The following is a 20,092-nucleotide window of genomic DNA, read 5'->3' as shown; positions in this document are numbered from 1 at the left end:
AATTCATCGATCGGAGATTCATGCGCATCGCGCTGTACGTGTTCGACGGCATCACCATGTTCCACCTCGCCGCGCCGTTGATGGTGTTCGGCGAGGTGACGCGCCTCGGGCTGGCCCCCGACTGGGAGACGCGGGTGTGGTCCGACGAGCCAGGGTCGATCCGCACCGAGGAGGGCTTCCCCGTCGGCGATATCGAAGGCCCCGACATCGCCGATTGGGCCGACATCGTCATCGTGACGTCGTGGCCGGAGTCGTTGCCACACATCGGCGCTCACCTGTCCACCGCTCTTCGAGGCGCTCACAGACGGGGAGCCCAGATCGCGGGACTGTGTCTGGGGTCGTTTGCCGTCGCCGACACCGGACTGCTCGCGGGACGCCCTGCCGTCACCCATTGGTCCAAGATGACCGAACTGCGCGACCGCAATTCGCAACTGGGCCTCGACGAGTCCGTGCTCTACATCGACCACGGCGACGTCATGACCTCCGCGGGCACGGCGTCGTCGATCGATTCCTGCCTGCACATCGTCCGCAAGCACCTCGGCGCGGCAGCGGCAACGCGGGTCGCGCGCAGTCTGGTGGTCGCACCCCATCGCGACGGCGGTCAGGCGCAATACATCGAACGGCCGGTGATCGAGGCATCCGAGGACTCCGCGATCGCCGACGTCCAGAGCTGGGCGCTGGAGCGACTGGCCGAGCCCCTGCCGATCGAGCGCCTTGCCGAGCGGGCACGCATGAGCCGGCGCAGCTTCATCCGGCAATTTCAGTATGCGACGGGAACCACGCCCGCGCGCTGGATACTCGACCAGCGGCTCGACGCCGCCCGCAGCCAACTCGAAACGACCGGCCACAGTATCGAGACCATCGCTGCCTCGTGCGGATTCGGCAGCGCCGTCACCCTGCGTCAGAACTTCCACTCGGCGTTCGCCGTCACGCCGACGGCCTACCGGAAGCAGTTCGCGGTCGGTTGTGCAACCACGGACACCGCCGACAGGCGAGGATGAGCAACGTGATCCTGTGGATAGTTGCCGGAGTCGAGCTCGCCGCCATTATCGCGCTCGGTGTGGTTCTCATCGTGTCTCGACGAAAGTTGAAGCACACGCGTCGGGCACTCGACCGCGCTCTCGAATCGCAGCAACGCCGTAAGCGACGCGGCCTGGTGCCCTTCGCGATCAGAACCGCCTTCCACACCACGGACCTACTCATCAACAAGGGATTCGGCGCGACCGTCCGCAACTCCGTCGAAGACCTCGCGGGCTGGGCCAAGGTCGAACGCCCCGACCTGGCACGCATGACCGCCGACGGCGACATCGTGGTCATGTTCTCCGACATCGAAGGGTCCACCGCCCGCAACGAAGAACTGGGCGACCGCGGTTGGGTGAAACTGCTCGAGAAGCACAACAAGCTGATCCGCAAACACGTCGACGACCACGGCGGACATGTGGTCAAGAGCCAGGGCGACGGTTACATGATCGCCTTCTCCGACCCGGCCGAGGCCGTGCGCTGCGGAGTGGAAGTCCAAGAAGCCCTGCAGAAGAACCCCGACCGCTGGGATCGCATCCGCGTGCGCATGGGCGTGCACGTCGGCAGCTCGGTGCGCCGAGGCGACGACCTGTTCGGACTCAACGTGGCCATGGCGGCACGGGTTGCGGGGCAGGCCGAGGGCGGTGAAATCCTTGTCAGCGAGCCGGTGCGTGACGCCATCGCCAGGGCGGACGGCCTGACTCTGGGGACGCCCCGCGACGTCGAACTCAAGGGAATGAGCGGAAGCTTTCAGTTGTATCCGGTGGCGCTGCCGGCACTTCCGAGTGCGGAGACCGGCCACGCGAGCGCATGAATATCCCATTCACAACGTCTGAACGCGTGAATGTCGCATTGATCCCAACCGGGGGGCGAACTGTGGACCGCGGACGGCTGGCGGCTGATGCTAAGTCCGAAAGTTGTTGCCCCCGAACGAATGAATGGCCCATTCACAACGCCTGAGCGCGTGAATGGGCCATTCATCCCAAAGGGTGGTGAAGCAGGCAGAAGTACTACTGCTTCGCCGACTCCAGTGCCTCGTTGAACGTCGAGGACGGACGCATCACTGCGGCGGTGGCTTCGGGGTCCGGGTAGTAGTACCCACCGATGTCGACCGGGTTGCCCTGTACCGCGTTGAGCTCGCCGACAATTTTCTCTTCGTTCTCCGAGAGGGTCTTTGCCAGAGCTGCGAAGTGCTTGGCCAGCTCGGTGTCCTCGGTCTGCTCGGCGAGTTCCTGTGCCCAGTAGAGGGCGAGGTAGAACTGGCTGCCACGGTTGTCGAGTTCACCGGTCGAGCGCGACGGGCCCTTGCTGTTCTCGAGCAGCTTGCCGGTGGCCGAGTCGAGTGCGTTGGCGAGGATGGTCGCCTTGACGTCACCGGTCTTGGTTCCCAGGTCCTCGAGGCTGACTGCGAGAGCCAGGAATTCGCCCAGCGAATCCCAGCGGAGGTGATTCTCCTCGATGAGCTGCTTGACGTGCTTGGGGGCCGAACCGCCAGCGCCCGTCTCGTACAGTCCACCGCCGGCCATCAGCGGAACGATGGAGAGCATCTTGGCGCTGGTGCCGAGTTCGAGGATCGGGAACAGGTCGGTGAGGTAGTCACGCAGGATGTTGCCGGTCGCGGAGATGGTGTCGAGCCCGCGGATGAGACGTTCCATCGTGTAGCGGATCGCGCGAACCTGCGACATGATCTGAATGTCGAGGCCCTCGGTGTCGTGATCCTTCAGGTACTTGCGCACCTTGCCGATCAGCTCGTTCTCGTGCGGGCGGTACGGATCGAGCCAGAAGACGACCGGCATCCCGGACTCACGGGTGCGGCGCACTGCCAACGCAACCCAGTCGCGGATCGGCGCATCCTTGACGATGCACAGACGCCAGATGTCTCCCTCTTCGACGTCCTGCGTCAGCAGAACCTCGCCCGTCGCCAGGTCGGTGATGTTCGCGACGCCCCCGGCAGGGACCTCGAACGTCTTGTCGTGCGAGCCGTACTCCTCGGCCTTCTGCGCCATCAGGCCGACGTTGGGAACGGTGCCCATCGTCGTCGGGTCGAACTGGCCGTTGGTCTTACAGAAGTTGATCATTTCCTGGTAGATGCGGAAGAAGGTCGACTCCGGGCTGACGGCCTTGGTGTCCTTCGGCCGGCCGTCCGCGCCCCACATCTTGCCGCCGCTGCGGATCATCGCAGGCATCGACGCGTCGACGATGACGTCGCTGGGCGAGTGGAAGTTCGAGATTCCGCGGGCGGAGTCGACCATCGCCAGCTCCGGACGAGTCTCGTGGCACTTGTGCAGGTCGTCGATGATCTCCTCGCGCTGCGCGCTGGGGAGTGCCTCGATTTTGCTGTACAGATCCGACAGGCCGTTGTTGACGTTGACGCCGAGCTCCTCGAACAGGTCGCCGTGCTTGGCGAACGCGTCCTTGTAGAAGACCTTGACGGCGTGACCGAAGACGATGGGGTGCGAGACCCGCATCATCGTGGCCTTGACGTGCAGGGAGAACATGATGCCCGTCTTGTAGGCGTCCTCCATCTGCTCCTCGTAGAACTCGATGAGCGCCTTCTTGCTCATGAACATGCTGTCGATGACGTCGCCGTCGGTGAGCGACACCTTCTCCTTGAGAACGATGGTCTCGCCGCCCTCGGTCAGCAGCTCCATCTTGACCTCGCGGTCGCCCTCGACGGTCATCGACTTCTCGCCGTGGTAGAAGTCGCCGTGGCGCATGTGCGCAACGTGGGTGCGCGACGCCGGCGACCATTCACCCATGCTGTGCGGGTGCTTGCGCGCAAATTCCTTGACGGCCTTGGGTGCGCGGCGATCCGAATTACCCTCGCGCAGAACGGGGTTGACCGCACTGCCGAGGCACTTGGTGTAGCGGTCGCGGATTTCGCGCTCTTCGTCGGTCTTCGGGTTCCCGGGGAAGTCGGGGATCGCGTAACCCTTGTCCTGCAGTTCCTTGATCGCGGTCAGCAACTGCGGAACGGAGGCACTGATGTTGGGAAGCTTGATGATGTTGGTGTCGGGCAGCTGCGTCAGCTTGCCCAGCTCGGCGAGGTTGTCGGTCACTCGCTGGTCTTCGTTGAGGTAATCGGGGAACTCGGCGAGGATGCGGTTCGCAACCGAGATGTCACTGGACTCGACGTCGATGCCGGCCGCGCTGGCGAAAGAACGTATGACCGGCAGAAACGCGTGAGTCGCCAGCATCGGCGCCTCATCGGTCAGGGTATAGATGATGGTCGGCTTCTTCGCTGTCATGTTTCGCCTTTGCCTCAGTTTCGACGTCGTCTTTTGGATGCGTTCGTCCTCAACTTTAATCTTCGTTCTCGCCGCTGTGGGGGGCAGTGGGGTATCACTCCATCTGCGCATCCAAGTTACCGACCAGTAGGGCGCTCAATGGATTTCGAGACCGTGCTCGGTCCTGCCCCTGACCACCGCCGGGCCATCCGATTTGCCCGATTAGGAACAACATCGGCCTCGCCGTCCGTTGAACCGAGTATGACGACCTACAAGACTGTCAATCCTGCCGACGGCACAACCGTCAAGGAATTCGAAACTCTCGACTCGACCGGCATCGAGCGCGCCCTCGCGGATGCGCACGCCGGTTTCCAGACGTGGCGCAAGACCTCACCCGAGCATCGCGCAGACATCCTGCACAAGGTCGCCGACCTGTATGTCGAGCGCGCCGACGAACTGGCCCGCACCATCTCGCTCGAGATGGGCAAGCCTCTGACCGAGTCTCAGGGCGAGGTCGAACTGTCCTCGAACATCTACCGGTACTACGCCGACAACGGCCCACGCTTGCTCGAGGACGAGACACTCGACGTGCCCGGAGCGGAAATCAGTGTGCTGCAGCGCAAGCCCGTGGGCGCACTCGTCGGCGTCATGCCGTGGAACTTCCCGTACTACCAGGTAGCCCGATTCGCCGGCCCGAACCTGATGGTGGGCAACACGATTCTGCTCAAGCATGCACCGAACTGCCCGCAATCGGCATTGCTGATGGAAGAGATCTTCCGGCAGGCCGGGTTGCCGGAAGACGCGTACATCAACATCTTCGCGACCAACGAGCAGATCGCCGACATGATCGCCGACGCCCGCGTGCAGGGCGTCTCGCTCACCGGAAGTGAGCGAGCCGGAACGTCCGTCGCCGAGACGGCCGGGCGCAACCTCAAGAAGGTCGTGCTCGAGCTCGGCGGTTCGGATGTGTTCATCCTGCTCGACTCCGCAGACATGGACGCCACCGTCGAATCCGCAACCCGTGCGCGCCTGTCCAACGCCGGCCAGGCCTGCAACGCCGCCAAGCGCATCCTCGTCGCCGAAGACGTCTACGACGAGTTCGTCGCCAAGCTCGTCACCTCCTTCGAGGCCGTGCAGACCGGCGATCCATTGGATGCCAACACCACCCTCGGTCCCCTGTCGTCGCAGACCGCTGCCGACACGTTGATCGAGCAGATCGACGACGCGGTGTCCAAGGGCGCGACACTGCTCACCGGTGGCAAGAAGATCGACGGACCGGGCGCGTACGTGCAGCCGACCCTGCTGACCGACGTCACGCCGGACATGCGGGCCTACACCGAGGAACTGTTCGGCCCCGCAGGCGTCATCTACAAGATCCAAAACGCCGACGAGGCAATCGAATTGGCGAACTCCTCCCCCTACGGACTGAGCGGGTCGGTGTGGAGCGCAGACCTCGACAAGGCCCGGGACGTAGCAGAACGCCTCGAGGTGGGCATGGCCTTCGTCAACGAACACGGCACCACACTGCCCGGCCTGCCGTTCGGCGGCGTGAAGCGCTCCGGCGTCGGCCGCGAGCTGGGACCGTGGGGCATGGACGAATTCGTGAACAAGAAGCTCGTCCGAGTCTCCGCAAAGTAGCCGTACTCGCCGATGCTCCCCGGGCAGTTGCCCGGGGAGCATCGCGCTGCTGCGGTCATACTGTCTCGATGATCGTCGAACACGCCCTGCTGCATGTCATCCCCCACCGAACCGACGAGTTCGAAACCGCGTTCGCCGACGCGAAATCGATCATCGCGTCGATGCCGGGGTTCGTGAATCTGACCCTCTCGCAGGGCATCGAGCAACCGAACACCTACCTGCTGTTGGTGGAGTGGGAACGACTCGAAGACCACACCGACGGCTTTCGTGGTTCCGACGAGTATCAGCAGTGGAAGGCGCTACTGCATCACTTCTACGATCCGTTCCCCGTCGTCGAGCATTTTGCTCCGATGTACGAGGCGTAAGAGTTAGGTTCGTGTCTCGACCCCTCTCGCCGCACCAAGGAGATTTCCGTGGCCAACGCTTCGTCGTTCGTGTCCAAGCAGGACGACCTCGAGATCAGCACCTATACCTGGTCTACGTCCGCCGATCCTGCTCGCGGTGTCGTACAGATCGCACACGGGCTCGCCGAGCACGGCAGTCGTTACGCACGCTTCGCTGCCGCCCTGAATGACGCTGGCTTCCACGTCGTCGCGTCGGATCACCGCGGCCATGGCCAGTCGATCGTCGACACCCCCGGCGATTTCGGGGCCGCCGCGTTTGCAGGCCTGTGGGCAGACATCGAGCAACTGGGCGAATCACTGCTCACCGAGTACCCCGACCTGCCTCTGTTCTTGTTCGCTCATTCCATGGGATCCTTTGCCACCCAGCATGTTCTGATCGAGCGATCGGATCTGTACGAGGGCGTGGTGCTGTCGGGTTCGACGACACTCGACGTACTCGCCGCAGGAATGGCCGACGCCCCGGCGGGCGACCTGAGCGTGTTCAACGCCGCCTTCGAGCACCGCACCGGCTACGAATGGCTCTCGCGTGACGAGGCAGAGGTGGACGCCTACGTGGCAGATCCGCTGTGCGGCTTCGACCTTCCGGCGTCGACGGTCCCCGCTTTGTTCGGCGAGGCCGAGAAGCTCGCCGATCCGCACAACCTGGAGCAGATTCGCTCTGATCTCCCCCTGCTCATCACGTCGGGAACGGACGACCCACTCGCCGGCGGTGGGCAGTTGATCGAGACGCTGGCCGCCCGCTACCGCGAGGCGGGAATGAGCGATGTGACCGTCACCCTGTACCCCGGTGCCCGCCACGAAATCCTCAACGAGACCAACCGTGACGAGGTCACAGCCGACATCATCGGTTGGCTCACCGACCGCGCCGGATCGGTCTAACGCCGTCTCAGCTGCACGGGCTGCCCGTCCTCCGGGAAGGGCAGCGACGTGAAGTTCAGCGGTGCAACGTAATCGGGGTCGACCGTCCAGTCGAATCGCAGCAACAGGTGATGCATGATCGTCTTGATCTCGGCCCCGGCGAAGAACATGCCGATGCATTTGTGGACGCCGCCGCCGAACGGCTCCCACGCATAGCGGTGCACCTTGTCCTCGCGGCGATCGGCGGCGAACCGTCCGGGATCGAATTGCTCGGGGTTGGGCCAGTACTGCTCCATGTGATGCGTGAAGTGCGGCGCGACAGAGGCATACGTTCCCGCGGGGACGAACTTGCCTTGCACCTCCGTGTCCTTCACGGCACGGCGGGCCACTACCGGTGTGGGCGAGACCAGGCGCAAGCACTCCTTCATCACCAGATCGACGTTGGTCAGCTCGTCGAGTTGCGCGAACGAGGGAGCATCGGTGCCCAGCGCCTCGCATTCGGCCCGGCACTTGTCTTGCCACTCCGGATGCTGGCCGAGGTACTGCATCATCGTCGACAGCGTGATCGTCGACGTGTCGTGCGCAGCCATGAGCAGGAAGATCATGTGGTCGATCACTTCGTCGTCGGAGAAGTGCTCTCCGTCGTCACCCTCGATGTGGCACAACACCGAGAAGAGGTCGTCGGTCTCGGTGGCTCGACGGGCCGGGAGGTAGCGGCGGAAGAACTGGTCGAGCACCGCTCGGCCGTCCAAACCCCGCTTCCACCGCGTGCCCGGAACCCGATAGCGCACGATCGACGTGGCGGCCTGCACGCAGGCAATGAAACTCGCATTGAGCTCCGCAATGTCGGCGTGCGTCGTTCCCTCCGCACCGCCCATGAAGATGCTCGTCGCGACGTCGAGCGTCAGCGCTTTGAGCGCCGGATAGACCTGGAAGTCGCGGCCCGGCTGCCACGCGTCCAAACCTGTTGCCGTAACTGGATTCAACGCTGCGACGGACTTGGTCAGCCGGTCCCGAGTGAAGGCCTGCTGCATGATTCGTCGATGACGTAGATGCTCCTCGGAGTCGAGCAGCATCAGCCCGCCGTGGAAGAACGGCCCGATCAACAGCGACCAGCCGTCACCGTTGGCGAACGCCTTGTCCGCGTTCTGCAGCACCTGCTGACACGCATCGGGACCGAGAACGGTGATCCACTTCTGCCCAGCCATCGTCATCCACGAGACCTCGCCGTACTTGTCCCACCGACTACTGAGCAGCTTCAGAGGGTCGCGAATGTACTCGAGTGTGTGCCCGACGACGGGAAGACCGCCGTCGCCGAACACCGGTTGGAGAGCTGAATCTGCGGGTGGAGCAGCCAGAGCACGTGCCATTGTCGACCTCCGTCAATCTGACATGACGTCATGTCAGATGAGATGTAGTCTGCGTCACAGTCACGGTCTCTGTCAAGATCTACCCATGCCCCCTACGACGCGTCGCTACAACGGCATGAGCGCCGACGACCGCGCGGCCGACCGCCGAGCGAGATTGCTCGACGCCGGCCTCGAGGTATTCGCGGCAGCCGGAGCGAAGGGTGCGACCATGACCGCGATCTGCGCACACGCCAAGCTCACCGAGCGCTACTTCTACCAAAACTTCACCAGCAGAGACGACTTGCTCGAGCAGGTCGTGGAATCGGTGTCCGCCGAGATACGGACCGCAGCGCTGGATGCACTGCACTCCCCCGCCCGGACCGTCGACGAGAAGGTACACAACGCGGTGACCGCGTTCGTCGGCGTCCTGACCGAGGACCGCCGCAAGGGCCGGGTTGCGATGATCGAATCGCTGGCCGTCGACTCCCTCCGCGAATACCGACGAAAGTCCCTGCGCGGCTTCGCTCATCTGGTGGCCGAACAGTCGCGCGAACTCTACGGCGAGAAGGCCTGGCCGCAACCACAGTCCGAGATCAACGGTCTGCTCTTCATCGGTGGACTTGCCGAACTCGTGATCGCCTGGCTGAACGACGAAATCGACATCGCACCTGCAGACATCGTCGACGCCGCAACACGTCACTTCATCGCTACCGCGCACCGCTGAGGTGCGCTACGCGCAGTGGCGTGATTATGTGCCCGCAGAGGCACTTACCCGCACCACTGCGCCGCAGGCGCACTACTACCGGTCGAAGTGCGCCTTCGAGATCTGTCCGTGCACGCCGACGGTCTTGTCGACCACCTGCGAGACGGTGAAGTTCGCGGCCGCGGACAGGTACGCATACGCCGTCGCTCGATCCATGCCGAGATCGGTCTCCAAGAAGTCGAGAGCATTGACCACAGCCCGACGCATCGCCGCGTTCAGGTCCGAACTCTGGCCGCCGACGGCCCCGTCCGGGTCGGACAATCCGATCGGGATCCACGAGTCCTCGTTCTCAGCAAAGGGATACGAGTACGCGACCGACGGCGCGTCACCACTGCCCGCCTTGCAGACCGTAAGGCGGAAGGTGCCGCGCAGAGACCCCTCCATCGCAGTCAGCGCCACCTCACCGTCACCCATCGCCATGTGCGGATCACCGACGTAGAACAACGCGCCCTCCGCGAACACCGGAAGGTAGAACGTCGAGCCGACGCCGAGCAGACCGACGTCGATGTTGCCGCCGCCGAGCGTCGGGGGAATCGAGTTGGCATTCGGGGATGTCAGACCCGCGTCGCTGGCGAACGCCACACCCATCATGCCCATGAACGGGCGCAGCGGAAAGCGCACGGCCGCATCGCCGTACCGCATCACGCCCTGCCCGTCCTCGACGGCCGTGAACGTGGATACATTGCCGTACTGCGTCGGATCACCCGATTTCCTGCCGTCGCTTCCGATCGGCGGCATGACCTCGTCCAGGCTGATGCCCGCCGGTGCCTCGCCGGACGCCGTAACTGCCAGCGCGCCCTTGCCGTGCCTGCTCGACACCACGCCGTACGGCACCCGCGGAACGGCCTCCAGAGTTTCGATCTTGAGCACATCGCCGCGCTGCGCACCTTCGACAAACACCGGGCCCGTCACCACGTGCGGTCCATCGACGTCGAAGTTGCGAACCGTTCGGTCGTACCCGCCTGCGATGTCGATCGCGTCCTGAAGAACATCGGACTGGGAAACACCTTTGCCGCCGAAGAATTCGACGGGATCGCGGCCCTGGTCTTCGAGGATTCCCTCATGGCTGAGCGCGTCGATGGTCACCGTCTCGCCGGACTTCATCTGCAGTACCGACTCCGACTCGACGGTCGGGACGTAGCCCCACAGAACCTTGTCGACCTCGGAGCTCAGGTAGTGGTCCCCCGAGATGTCGCCCGATCCTGGGTTGAGAATGGCACCCGCGGGCGCTACCGGAGCCGACGAACTTGTTGCCGCCGTAGTGGTCGAGGACGTCGAACACGCTGCTGTAGTTGCCAAACCAGCCCCTGCGCTCATCGCTGCCACCGCCCGAATGAAGCCGCGTCGACCGATTCCTTTGCTGATCGTTTCCGCTGCGTGCTCTGCCATCGACTGCGCCATACTGCCTCCTGAATTGTCCGAATCTCGAACGTAGATCAGGGGTGTTTCTCAGCAGTTACGAACGCGCGTCACGCGAATTGCTCAGCGACTCAACTGGGGTCGCTGCCGGCGATCGCCGACCACCAGATCGCGGTGACAGCTGCCAACAGACTTACTGCCAGAAATTGTGCAAAGCCCCCACCGTCGACGATCAACCACAGCAGCCCGATGAACGGGCCGGCCACCGCTGCGGGGGCGTCGAGCATGATCCGACGACGCAGCGAACCGAATCTGGCGCTGCGCGTGCGCAGATCGGAGTCGTTGAGGCGCGGGGCATCGAGAGGTGTTCCCGGCGGTAAGGTCGATCGACGCCGACCGGACGGCAACGCAACGATCCCCGGTTCGACGACGAAGGCGCGGCGTCCGAGAAACGACCTACCGAGCTTCGCTTCGGCGTCGGGGACCAATCCGAGAAGACCGGTGTGGAAGTAGACGGGGTACCAGGCCCGCCCGCCGTTCTCGTGGACTTCCAGGTACCCACGCGAGCGCATGCGGTGTTGAAACCGAACACGACGCACGGCGATTCGGTTCCCAGAGCGTGCTGCGGATCGTTCGGCCAACAAGGCCGAGCCCACCGACCAACCCGTCCAGATAAGCACGACGAGCGCAACCACCAGGCCGAGCGGGGTGACGACAGCGGTCGATGCCGCGACAACCAGCGTGATTGCCGCGACACCGACCGGATATCCGAGCCCGTTGTCTATTTCAGGAACCCGACCTTCGACATGTCGATGTCGCCGAATCCTGGAGCACCGAAGTTGGCGAGATTGGACTTCGTCGCGTACGTCGAAGGGCGCTGGAACATCGTCAGGCTGTGGCCCTCGGCCCAGATCGCCTTGTCCGCCTCGTTGTAGTCGGCGATACGTGCTTCGTCGTCGAGCTCGCCCGCAGCCTTGTCGAGTAGTCCGTTGATCTCCTCGGACCCGACCTGGCCGTAGTTCTGCAGCGTGCTGCCGGGCGTCAGGCGGAAGATGCCGTCAGCGCTGGACGTGTACGGCGTTCCCTCCCAGGTGAAGTGGGTGACGTCGAAAGCACCGACCAAGATGTACTTCTCGAAGAAGTCGTCCGACGGCACCGCATCGATGATGAGGTTGGCACCGACAGCCTTGAGGTTCTGCTGGATGATCTGCGCTTCCTGCGTCGCATTCGGGGTATCGGCCGGAATGACGTCGTGCAGATCGAGCTGTTGGCCGTCCTTGGACCGGAAGTCTCCGTTCATCGTCCAGCCTGCGGCATCGAGCTCGGACTTCGCTTTCTCGGGATCGAACGTGATGTCTCCGTTGTTGGCCTGGTAACCCTTCTGGCCATCGACGTAAATGTGACTGTTCAGCACCGTCGGGTTGGAGGTGATCTGGCCCAGCTGGGAGGTAGCCAGGTAATCGCGGTCGATCGCCTTCATCAGAGCCAGCCGTACCGCCTTGTCCGACGTGATGCGTCCGGGCGCGCCGTTGAAATCGAAGTGGCGGTACTGCGGACCCAGGCTCTGCCGCAGGTCGATGTTCGGGATACCCCGGGCGACCTTGAATGCGTCAGCGCTGCTGCCCAGCTCGTAGTAGTCGATCTCACCGCTCTGTAACGCCCCGACGGAGGCCGTGGAATCGAGCGGCAGGAACGTGATGGTGTCGAGCACCGCTGGGTTTTCGCCCCACCAATCGGGATTCCGCTCGGCGACAATGCGCTTGCCACCGGGCTCGATGTTCCGGATACGGAACGGGCCTGCGGTGGCAGGCATCGTGCTCACGGATCCGGTGTTGAATGCGTCGACGCTGTTCACCGACTCGGCGGGCATCAGCGGGGAGAACAGCGATGGCCAGTCCGCGAACTTCTCGGCGAAGGTCAGAATCACCTGTTGGTCGTTCTCGCCGCGCACCGCGGATTCCACTTTGTCGTACCCGGCCGTGGATGACGCCTCGTAAGCCGGGTCCTTACCGCTGTTCGACGTCCACGTCGCCACGAGGTCTGTGTAGTCCAGCGGCCTCCCGCTGCTCCACTTGGCCTTGGGATTGATGTTGTACGTGATGACCTGCTTGCCGTCGACCTCCGACTCGGTGATGTCGGTGAAGAAGTCCGTGTCCACCGTCAGACTTGCGTCGGCTGCGGCGGTGAACGACCTCGGCATCAGCGCGGCGTAAAACCGCGAGGTATCGACCGTGGTGCCGTCGATTTGGTAGTAGTTGTAGTTGGCTGTCACCTGCGTGAGCGGGAAGTTCATGTTTCCGCCCTGCTGCAGATCGCTGATCGGATGCGGATTGATCTGCGCTCCGCTCTCGAAGGACGCGGGCGCATCGGGGTTCGGCCCGGTGTCACCCGAGCTGCACCCCGCCATCAGACCCACAGTGGTCACGGCCACCGCGATCGGGACCAGTGCCCGAAATAGCTTGGCTCTCATCAATTCACCTTTCTCAGTGTGCACGTAACCTGCAGGGTCAGATGGCGTCGGCCAGTGCTGCGGCCTCGGCGATTCGGGCTCGTTGGAGCACGGGATCGGGAATGGGGATGGCTTTGAGCAGCGCCCGCGTGTACGGGTCCTTCGGTGCGTCGAAGATCTGCTCCGTCGGGCCCTTCTCCACGAACACACCGTTACGCATCACCGCTACTTCGTCGGCGAGATGACGCACCACCGAAAGATCGTGCGAGACGAACAGATACGCCAGACCGAGCTCCTCCTGCAGATCCTGCAGGAGGTTCAGCACGCCCGCCTGGACCGACACGTCGAGAGCAGACACGGGCTCGTCGAGCACCAGGATCGACGGCTTCAGCGCCAAAGCCCGTGCAATGCCGACTCGTTGGCGCTGCCCGCCGGAGAACTGGGTGGGATACCGATCCGCGAGCTCGGGACGCATTCCGACGGTGTCCATCAGTTCTCGAACTCGGCGGGTTCGCTCGTCGACCGGGACGCCGTTGATCTTCAGCGGCTCGGCGATGATCTCCCCCACCGGCATGCGCGGATCGAGCGAGCCCATCGGATCCTGGAACACGATTTGGATGTGGGCGCGCAACTTTCGTTGCTCGGCGCGGCTCAGGCTGTAGGGCTCTACGCCGTTGATCTTGATCGAACCCTGCTGCGGCTTCACGAATTCCATGATCTCGAGGAGAGTCGTGGACTTTCCGCACCCGGACTCACCGACGATCGCCAACGTGGACCCCGCATGCACATCGAAGCTGATGCCCTGCACGGCAGGCACTTCCCCAGCCCGACGCCGCAGCACGGAACCCTTGAACAGCGGGTAGCTCTTGTGCAGATCGGTCACCGACAGCACCGGAGCGTCCTTGGACACCGTCACCACGAGCTCTGCCGGGGCCTCCGACCGTGGGGCACCCTCGAACTCGGCCTCCACCGACTCGGCCGTCGCCGCGTCGATGCGGATGCACGCCGCGCTGTGATTCGGGGCAACCTGAACCAACGGCGGTTCGCCTTCGTCGCAGGCCTCCGTGTGCAACGGACACCGGGGCCCGAACGGGCAGCCCGTCGGGAGATTCACCAGAGCGGGCGGCGTGCCCTCGATAGGCACCAGCCGCTCCTGCGCAGGACGATCCGGGCGAGGGACGGAGCCGAGCAAGCCGACGGTGTAGGGCATCGACGGGTGCGCGTACAACTCGTCGACCGGAGCGGTCTCGACAGCACGACCGGCGTACATCACCATGGCCCGGTCGGCAACGCCGGCAACGACTCCCAGGTCGTGGGTGATGAACACGACGCCTGCGTCGGTGACGTCGCGGGCCGTGCGCAGCAGATCCAGGATCTGGGCTTGGATCGTCACGTCGAGGGCCGTGGTCGGCTCGTCGGCGATGATGAGATCGGGATCGTTCGCGATAGCCATCGCGATGACGACGCGTTGGCGCATCCCCCCGGAGAACTCGTGCGGGTAGGACTTTGCCCGTGTTCTCGGATCGGCGATGCCGACCAGATCGAGCAGTTCCAGGGTGCGGTCGTGGACCTTCGCCTTGCTCAGCGACGGGTTGTGCACAGAGATCGCTTCGGCAATCTGGTCGCCGATGCGGTAGATGGGCGTCAACGCCGTCAGCGGATCCTGCGAGATCATCGCCACCGAACGTCCACGCTCACGCGACATTTCGCGGTCGGACAAGCCGAGCAACTGTCGCCCGTTCAGCTCGATGGATCCGGTGACACGTGCGGACTCCGGGAGCAAACCCATGACCGCGAGGGACGACACCGACTTGCCCGAGCCGGACTCGCCGACGATGGCCATGACCTCGCCCTTGTCGACCTGGTAGTCCAAGCCTCGCACCGCGGTGACGCGCCCCTCCTCGCTGGGAAAGCTGACCTCGAGTCCGCTGACCTTCAACACCGGCACTGTCTCAGCCACGTGCCTGTCCCCTCGTCGAGTTCGGATCGAATGCGTCGCGCAGACCGTCGCCGACGAAATTCGTCGCCAGCACGATCAATACCAGTGCGCCACAGCAGAACGCGAACAGCCACGGATACGTCAACGCGGACGACGTACCGTCTGCGATCAGCGTGCCGAGCGAGACGTCGGGTCGCTGGACACCGAAGCCGAAGTAGCTCAGCGATGCCTCCCCGATGATGGCGATACCCACATTGAGCGTGACGTCGACGATGAGGATGGAGGCCATCGACGGCAGCACGTGCTTGCCGATCACGCTGCTCGGTGTTGCGCCCATGTACTTTGCGGCGCGGATGAATTCGCGTTCACGTAGGGACCGCGTCATCGCGCGAATGATGCGTGAGGTGATCATCCACGCGAAGGCCGCGAGCAGCAGCACCAGGATGAAGAAGCTCTTGTCGCGGAACAACGGAGAGCAAATAGCGATCACCAGGAAGCTGGGTACGACGAGCAATACATCGGCGACCCACATCAGCGCACGGTCGGTCCAACCGCCGAAGTACCCCGCCACCGCGCCGACGACGCCGGCAAGCACCGTGGAAATGAGCGCGACGAGCATGCCGATGATAAGCGACTTCTGCAGACCGCGCAGCGTCTGAGCCAGAACATCCTGGCCGATCTGATTGGTGCCGAACCAGTGTCGTGTGGTCGGCGGCGAGTTGAGCGCGTACGCGTCGAGTTCCTCGTAGGTGAACGGGATGAAATGCGGGAGCACGAACGCGCCGACGAACATCGCGAGAAGGACCACGATGCCCACCAGCGCCGGCCGGTTGCGCAGGAACCGGCGCAGCACCAACCGCCGACGGGTAATCGGGGCAGACGAGTCGATCGGGCCCTCGACCGCAGCGATCTCGGGAACCACAGGTGTCGCCATCGCCGGTCCTTTCCTCTACTCGAAGTGGTGGGTCAGTCCGCGTAGCGAACGCGCGGATCCAAAGCAGCAGTGAAGATATCGGTTAACATTCCGGAAACCAGGACCGACAGCGCAGTGAAGAGCGAGACCGCGAGCGTGATGTTGATGTCCTGACTGGTGATGCCGTAAATCAGCCAGTCACCCATGCCGTACCAGCCGAACACGCGCTCGGTGAACGTCGCGCCGGTGATCACCGCACCCATACCGAATGCGAACAGTGTGGCCATCGGGATCAACGCAGTACGGAAGCCGTGCTTGAAGATTGCGCGCCCGCGCGTGAGTCCTTTGCCGCGGGCAGTACGGATGTAGTCCATGTTCAGCTCGTCGAGCATCGAACTGCGCATGTACCGGCTGTACCCACCGATGGTGAACAGCATCAAGACGACGGTCGGCAGCAGCAGATGCTGTGCGCGGTCGACAATTTCGTTCATCAGACCGGGGGCGAGCGTCGTCGACGTTTCACCGGTGTACTGGAAGAACTGACTGCCGGTGCTCTGATTCACCTGTACAGCAAGATACTTGAGCACCGGGGCCAAAACCAGGATCGGGGTGCTGATGAGAATGAACGTCACCACCGTTGCGACGTGGTCGAAGATCTTGTACTGCCGGACGGCACCGTACGCACCGACGAGGGTTCCCAGTACCGCACCGAGGACGGTGCCGAGCACGACCAACCGCAGCGAGACCAGGATGCGTCGCCACAGTTCGTCGTTGACCGAGCCTGCAGCGATGGTCTGCCCGAAGTCTCCGTGCAGTACCGCCCACAGCCATTTCAGATACCGCAACACCGGATTGTCGTCGAGGTGCAGTGCCGCGCGCTTGGCGTCGAGTACAGCATCCGACGGCGGCGGGTTGCGGCTGAGCAGATTCGACAGTGGATCGAACGTGAGCGAGGCCAGCAAGTACGTGAGAAACGTCGCGATGATCAGCAGGACGACGTAATTCAGCAACCTGCGTGCAAGATAACCGCCCACGCGCAACCACCTTCAATCGAGCACCACGGCCGTGCCCGACGGCACTGCTCTCGGCATTGTTCACACCGCTTGTTTCCTGCGTGTTTCGTTAGCGGTGGAAACGGACAATCCTCAAGATAGCACCAGGAATTCGTATTTCGACGACGGTTGCGAAACTCTTACCGACACTTCGGACAATGCGGAATCATCGGTCGCAGAACGAGTCTGACGACCTGGCTGTCGTAGGGTCGCCTAATCCATCGGCTCACAGAACGCATTCGCGACAATGCGGACAGGAGACGAATAGGCGGTGCTCGCACGCGTCGGTAGATTCAGTGCCATGCCGACAGACTCCACACCCGACGGATTCGCCCTCGAACGCTTCGACGTCACCGATTCCGGGGCCATTGCCACGATCTTCGCCGCCAAGGACTACAGAAACGGACTCTACGTTCTGCATTTCGCAGACAACGCGGCCTTTGTGGGCTACTCCGAATCACTCGCGGCCCGAGTGAATGCCGACCGCGAGATATGGCCCGACATCGAGGCCCTCGAGGTTGTACCCGGTGCCGCAGATCGTTTGGAGCAGCTCACCGATCTCGTGTCCCAGCTCCACCCACTGCGACAACGCCCGTCCGAGCCCACCGCGATCGGCGAAGCTCCGGGAGTGAAGACGGCACTGCCCAAAGAACGAGCCAAGCGCACGACGCTCCTCGACGCGGCCGTGGGACGCAGTCGTCGCCAGTTCTGGGAACTGTCCGACCACATCGCGTACCCCGCCATCCGCAGCATCGTGGCCGACTACATCAACTCGTCGATCCCCGACCCGGCCAACACCGCGAAATACCTCTGGCAGACAACCGCTCTGTCCGACGTACAGGACGACACCGGTCCGCGACGATTGCTGACGCTGGCGTGCGGCGGCTTCGAGACCCTGCGAGTCGACGAAATCGTGCACGACGACGACACGATCGAGCTCGACCTGCGCATCAACACCAACGTTCCGCGCGACCGGACCGACGAGCAACTCGAGGTCTCCAACGAAACCGTCAGCGCCGGACGGGGACCGTACCGAGAGGAGCGGGTGTGGTCGTGGTCGATCGACCTCGGCGCGTTACTGGAAGAAGACGTGGACGTCGACCTCGGCATCGACGACGACACGTTCGACGATCTCGCGTACGGCCTCAACGCGCGGCTGATGCGGTCCGGAAACTCAACGGGCGCAGCGGCACACAACAACGATCTCGCGGCCGACCTACTCGCCGAGGCGTACCGGCAGCTGTTCGAGGCCGAGTGACCGACCGCCTCTGGTACGTCGCGTATGGCTCGAACCTGTTGCGAGAGAGGTTCTCCGTCTACCTGACGGGCTCCGAGGACGGCTCGGAGTTCGGGGCACATCCACCGGCACCCTCGTCGGAAGAGGTCGAGGCGGAACGCTGGTTGTGGATCGATCACGCCCTGTACTTCGCAGGCGTGTCCCGACGGTGGACCGGGGCGTCGGCCTTCGTGTCGCTGAACACCGATCCCGCATATCCGTCTCTGGTACACGGATACCTGATCGACAGTGTGCAGTTGGCGCACGTCGCCTCGGTGGAGAACGTGGTCGATTCCGTCGATATCTCGGCTGTGGAATCACTGAGCATCGGCGAGTGGGCCGCACTCGACATCGACCGCCGAGGTAAAGCATACCGAGGGAAATACGATGCGCTGCTACGGCTTCCGGACATCGACGGACTGCCCGCGTTCACACTGACGAGTTCGATCGTGCGGGAGCACGGCGAACCGTCGAGCAAGTATCTCTCGACGATCCGGCGTGGACTACTGTCCGCAGAAATCGACATGGACGTCGACGCCTACCTCGACGCCGCCGCCGGACGCGTCACTTCAACGCGTCGAGGTTCGTCTTCAGAAGCATGACGTTGTAATCGGACCACCGAGAAGCCGTGAAGTACAGGTCTTTTCCGCTCGACATCGGGTGAATGAACGGCGCGTAGATGCCGCCTGCCGTCTGGTTGGCGTCGAGAATCGTCCTCGGTTCGCTCCACGGCCCCTCCGGGTTTTCCGCTGTACGCGCCACCAGCGTCCGGTTGTTCTCGTTGCCGTACATCATGACGTACCGGCCGAGGTAGTCGTTCCACGCCACCGACATCTCGCTGACCGGGCCCTTCACCACGGCCACGGTGTCGCCGACGTTCTTGGACCATTGCTTGGCCGGATCGGGATCTTGCGTCGAATACTCGTACGCGTCGAGATTCTCGATCTGATCGGGCGCGACTCGGGAGACGAACGCGTCGCCGAATCGTCCGTTGGGAGTACCGAACTGGTACAGGTACCGACCGTCTTGTCCCAGAACGTAGGCGCTCTGCTGAAACTTGCCCTGGCTTTCGTGGACGTTGGTGAAGCCCGGGATCGTGACACCCTTGTTGACGCGGATCGTCTTGGGATCCGTCGTCCAATTCTGGCCGTTGTCGGTCGATTTGGCCGTCGCCGAGTAGTTCGTGATCCAGCGACCGGGTGTGCCCCAGCTCTGCACCGACATGTAGTTGATGTACTGGGTGCTGCCGATCGCGATAGCGGCCGTGGGGATGGTCGTGTCCTCGACGCTCGGTAGCTTTGCGCTCGAGATGATCTCGGCGGCGTAACGCGGATTGTTCGCTCTGACAACCGCACCCGAGGTGGTGTTCGCGGGGTCGGCCGGACCGATCGTGATGCCCTGCGACAAGTTCGTCGACGCCTTGTCCGAGCGGAAGAGTGCATTGCTGCGCCACTGGGCATTGCCGGAGGAGCAATCACCGAACGTGTCACCGAACGCCATCAAGATCTGGCCCGCACCGTTGTCCCAGGTGATACCGAGGTCGGTTCCGGACATCGCCAGGTTGTCGTAGGTGTCGTTCACGCTCTGCGGACCGGTGACCCAGGCGATGCTCTGGGTGTTCCCGGTGATGCGCGGCAGAGGACCCTGCGGTCCCTGCGGGTTCTTGCCCGACATTCCCGCGCTGCCCGACGAACCGAACAGCGGTGAGGAGCCCGGCCCACCCAGGCCGCCGCACGGTTCTGCAGAGACGGTCGGCGCAGTCAATGCGCTCAGCCCGCTCACTGCCAGTGCCAGGACAGCCCCGACAGCAATATGCCGACTACGTAAGCGCATGAACGAACCCAC

Annotated in this window: 17 protein-coding genes; 8 read left to right on the top strand and 9 right to left on the bottom strand. The window is 63.5% G+C overall.

Features of this window, described 5'->3' with window-relative positions:
• The first annotated feature begins 20 nt into the window (after window positions 1-20).
• Together ASH04_RS24440 and ASH04_RS24435 are read left to right on the top strand one after the other, a co-directional pair.
• Complete coding sequence (locus ASH04_RS24440; RefSeq protein ID WP_057474906.1) at window positions 21-1,001, top strand: GlxA family transcriptional regulator; 981 nt, start codon at window positions 21-23, stop codon at window positions 999-1,001.
• On the top strand, window positions 998-1,834 hold the full coding sequence (locus ASH04_RS24435) for an adenylate/guanylate cyclase domain-containing protein (protein ID WP_057474778.1): 837 nt from the start codon (window positions 998-1,000) through the stop codon (window positions 1,832-1,834). The genes ASH04_RS24440 and ASH04_RS24435 overlap by 4 nt, the downstream gene beginning before the upstream one ends.
• 196 nt (window positions 1,835-2,030) lie before the next feature.
• On the opposite strand, the gene ASH04_RS24430 is transcribed toward ASH04_RS24435, so the two are convergent.
• A complete protein-coding gene (locus ASH04_RS24430) occupies window positions 2,031-4,268 on the bottom strand; it encodes an NADP-dependent isocitrate dehydrogenase (RefSeq protein WP_032364297.1) in 2,238 nt (745 codons plus the stop codon).
• A 240-nt stretch (window positions 4,269-4,508) separates the two neighbouring features.
• On the opposite strand from ASH04_RS24430, the gene ASH04_RS24425 reads away from it, so the two are divergent.
• The 3 genes from ASH04_RS24425 (at window position 4,509) to ASH04_RS24415 (ending at window position 7,168) form a co-directional block, all read left to right on the top strand.
• A complete protein-coding gene (locus tag ASH04_RS24425; protein WP_057474777.1) occupies window positions 4,509-5,885 on the top strand; it encodes an NAD-dependent succinate-semialdehyde dehydrogenase in 1,377 nt (458 codons plus the stop codon).
• A 68-nt stretch (window positions 5,886-5,953) separates the two neighbouring features.
• Window positions 5,954-6,250 carry an antibiotic biosynthesis monooxygenase family protein gene (locus ASH04_RS24420; RefSeq protein WP_027497837.1) on the top strand — a complete coding sequence of 99 codons (297 nt, stop codon included), beginning with the start codon at window positions 5,954-5,956 and terminating at the stop codon, window positions 6,248-6,250.
• 48 nt (window positions 6,251-6,298) lie between these two features.
• Window positions 6,299-7,168 (top strand): alpha/beta fold hydrolase, encoded by an 870-nt coding sequence (locus ASH04_RS24415; RefSeq protein WP_094714536.1) that lies wholly within the window; start codon window positions 6,299-6,301, stop codon window positions 7,166-7,168.
• On the opposite strand, the gene ASH04_RS24410 is transcribed toward ASH04_RS24415, so the two are convergent.
• Window positions 7,165-8,517, bottom strand: a complete 1,353-nt coding sequence (locus tag ASH04_RS24410; RefSeq protein ID WP_057474775.1) for a cytochrome P450 — start codon at window positions 8,515-8,517, stop codon at window positions 7,165-7,167. The two genes, ASH04_RS24415 and ASH04_RS24410, sit on opposite strands and share 4 nt — an antisense overlap.
• Window positions 8,518-8,602: 85 nt before the next feature.
• Between ASH04_RS24410 and ASH04_RS24405 the strand changes: the two genes are divergently transcribed.
• The gene (locus ASH04_RS24405) at window positions 8,603-9,220 is read left to right on the top strand and encodes a TetR/AcrR family transcriptional regulator (protein WP_179274414.1); all 618 of its coding nucleotides are present in this window, start codon (window positions 8,603-8,605) and stop codon (window positions 9,218-9,220) included.
• A 75-nt stretch (window positions 9,221-9,295) separates the two neighbouring features.
• Here ASH04_RS24405 and ASH04_RS24400 read toward each other — a convergent pair whose 3' ends face one another.
• From ASH04_RS24400 to ASH04_RS24375, 6 genes are all read right to left on the bottom strand, one after another.
• Entirely contained in the window at window positions 9,296-10,660 is a 1,365-nt protein-coding gene (locus tag ASH04_RS24400; protein ID WP_057474774.1) for an acetamidase/formamidase family protein, read from the bottom strand.
• Between the two features lie 89 nt (window positions 10,661-10,749).
• Window positions 10,750-11,190: a hypothetical protein gene (locus ASH04_RS24395; protein WP_156394651.1), complete on the bottom strand. Its 441-nt coding sequence runs from the start codon at window positions 11,188-11,190 to the stop codon at window positions 10,750-10,752.
• Window positions 11,191-11,399: 209 nt separating this feature from the next.
• Complete coding sequence (locus ASH04_RS24390; RefSeq protein WP_156394650.1) at window positions 11,400-13,088, bottom strand: ABC transporter family substrate-binding protein; 1,689 nt, start codon at window positions 13,086-13,088, stop codon at window positions 11,400-11,402.
• A gap of 37 nt (window positions 13,089-13,125) precedes the next feature.
• The gene (locus ASH04_RS24385) at window positions 13,126-15,027 is read right to left on the bottom strand and encodes an ABC transporter ATP-binding protein (protein WP_057474771.1); all 1,902 of its coding nucleotides are present in this window, start codon (window positions 15,025-15,027) and stop codon (window positions 13,126-13,128) included.
• Window positions 15,020-15,940 carry an ABC transporter permease gene (locus ASH04_RS24380; protein WP_027497844.1) on the bottom strand — a complete coding sequence of 307 codons (921 nt, stop codon included), beginning with the start codon at window positions 15,938-15,940 and terminating at the stop codon, window positions 15,020-15,022. The genes ASH04_RS24385 and ASH04_RS24380 overlap by 8 nt, the downstream gene beginning before the upstream one ends.
• A gap of 32 nt (window positions 15,941-15,972) precedes the next feature.
• Entirely contained in the window at window positions 15,973-16,953 is a 981-nt protein-coding gene (locus ASH04_RS24375; protein WP_032364425.1) for an ABC transporter permease, read from the bottom strand.
• Window positions 16,954-17,272: 319 nt separating this feature from the next.
• On the opposite strand from ASH04_RS24375, the gene ASH04_RS24370 reads away from it, so the two are divergent.
• Window positions 17,273-18,229, top strand: coding sequence for a hypothetical protein (locus ASH04_RS24370; protein WP_235580087.1), 957 nt, complete (start codon window positions 17,273-17,275; stop codon window positions 18,227-18,229).
• A complete protein-coding gene (locus ASH04_RS24365; protein ID WP_032375297.1) occupies window positions 18,226-18,849 on the top strand; it encodes a hypothetical protein in 624 nt (207 codons plus the stop codon). Before ASH04_RS24370 ends, ASH04_RS24365 begins: the two co-directional genes overlap by 4 nt.
• Here the strand turns inward: ASH04_RS24365 and ASH04_RS24360 are convergent.
• Window positions 18,812-20,080 (bottom strand): DUF4185 domain-containing protein, encoded by a 1,269-nt coding sequence (locus ASH04_RS24360; protein WP_057474904.1) that lies wholly within the window; start codon window positions 20,078-20,080, stop codon window positions 18,812-18,814. The two genes, ASH04_RS24365 and ASH04_RS24360, sit on opposite strands and share 38 nt — an antisense overlap.
• Between the last annotated feature and the right edge of the window lie 12 nt (window positions 20,081-20,092).

Origin of the sequence: Rhodococcus sp. Leaf233, from assembly GCF_001426165.1 — a bacterium.
GTDB lineage: Bacteria > Actinomycetota > Actinomycetes > Mycobacteriales > Mycobacteriaceae > Rhodococcoides > Rhodococcoides fascians.
This window is presented reverse-complemented; position numbering and strand designations above follow the sequence as displayed.

Coding starts and splice junctions, on each gene's coding strand:
- ASH04_RS24405 (WP_179274414.1), top strand. CDS start 8,603: ATGCCCCCTACGACGCGTCGCTACAACGGCATGAGCGCCGACGACCGC.
- ASH04_RS24390 (WP_156394650.1), bottom strand. CDS start 13,088: ATGAGAGCCAAGCTATTTCGGGCACTGGTCCCGATCGCGGTGGCCGTG.
- ASH04_RS24360 (WP_057474904.1), bottom strand. CDS start 20,080: ATGCGCTTACGTAGTCGGCATATTGCTGTCGGGGCTGTCCTGGCACTG.
- ASH04_RS24410 (WP_057474775.1), bottom strand. CDS start 8,517: ATGGCACGTGCTCTGGCTGCTCCACCCGCAGATTCAGCTCTCCAACCG.
- ASH04_RS24420 (WP_027497837.1), top strand. CDS start 5,954: ATGATCGTCGAACACGCCCTGCTGCATGTCATCCCCCACCGAACCGAC.
- ASH04_RS24395 (WP_156394651.1), bottom strand. CDS start 11,190: ATGCGCTCGCGTGGGTACCTGGAAGTCCACGAGAACGGCGGGCGGGCC.
- ASH04_RS24400 (WP_057474774.1), bottom strand. CDS start 10,660: ATGGCGCAGTCGATGGCAGAGCACGCAGCGGAAACGATCAGCAAAGGA.
- ASH04_RS24370 (WP_235580087.1), top strand. CDS start 17,273: ATGCCGACAGACTCCACACCCGACGGATTCGCCCTCGAACGCTTCGAC.
- ASH04_RS24440 (WP_057474906.1), top strand. CDS start 21: ATGCGCATCGCGCTGTACGTGTTCGACGGCATCACCATGTTCCACCTC.
- ASH04_RS24425 (WP_057474777.1), top strand. CDS start 4,509: ATGACGACCTACAAGACTGTCAATCCTGCCGACGGCACAACCGTCAAG.
- ASH04_RS24380 (WP_027497844.1), bottom strand. CDS start 15,940: ATGGCGACACCTGTGGTTCCCGAGATCGCTGCGGTCGAGGGCCCGATC.
- ASH04_RS24435 (WP_057474778.1), top strand. CDS start 998: ATGAGCAACGTGATCCTGTGGATAGTTGCCGGAGTCGAGCTCGCCGCC.
- ASH04_RS24430 (WP_032364297.1), bottom strand. CDS start 4,268: ATGACAGCGAAGAAGCCGACCATCATCTATACCCTGACCGATGAGGCG.